General features: G+C 59.0%; 1 protein-coding gene. It reads left to right on the top strand.

From position 1 onward, the window contains the following. Positions 1-332 (top strand): PD-(D/E)XK nuclease family protein (locus tag JIN78_RS18055; RefSeq protein ID WP_200393204.1); only part of this gene is annotated, 332 nt, incomplete at both ends.

The following is a 332-nucleotide window of genomic DNA, read 5'->3' as shown; positions in this document are numbered from 1 at the left end:
ATCCCGGGGCTTTCGGTTCCGTTGACGGGAGCGATGGATCTGGTGGAGCAAGACTTCACTCCCATCGACTTTAAGTCAGCCGCATCCAAACCCAATCCTGAGTCGGCGATGCTGGACCATGAGATTCAGCTCGTGAGCTATCAGCTCCTCTTGGAAGCCATTGGCGAGACTCCCTCCAAGCTGGACCTCATCTTCCTGGTGAAGACGAAGACTCCGCAAGTGATTCGGATCTCGTCGCCGCCCGCAGACGAACACCGCAAGCGCCGGGTGACGGCCCTGCTGGAAATCGCAGTGACTGGCATCGCCAACGAACGGTTCCATCCCCAACCGGG

This window comes from Roseibacillus ishigakijimensis (genome assembly GCF_016595415.1).
Classification (GTDB): domain Bacteria; phylum Verrucomicrobiota; class Verrucomicrobiia; order Verrucomicrobiales; family Akkermansiaceae; genus Roseibacillus; species Roseibacillus ishigakijimensis.
Note: the sequence above shows the minus strand (reverse complement) of the source record. Positions and strands in the feature narration are given on the sequence as shown.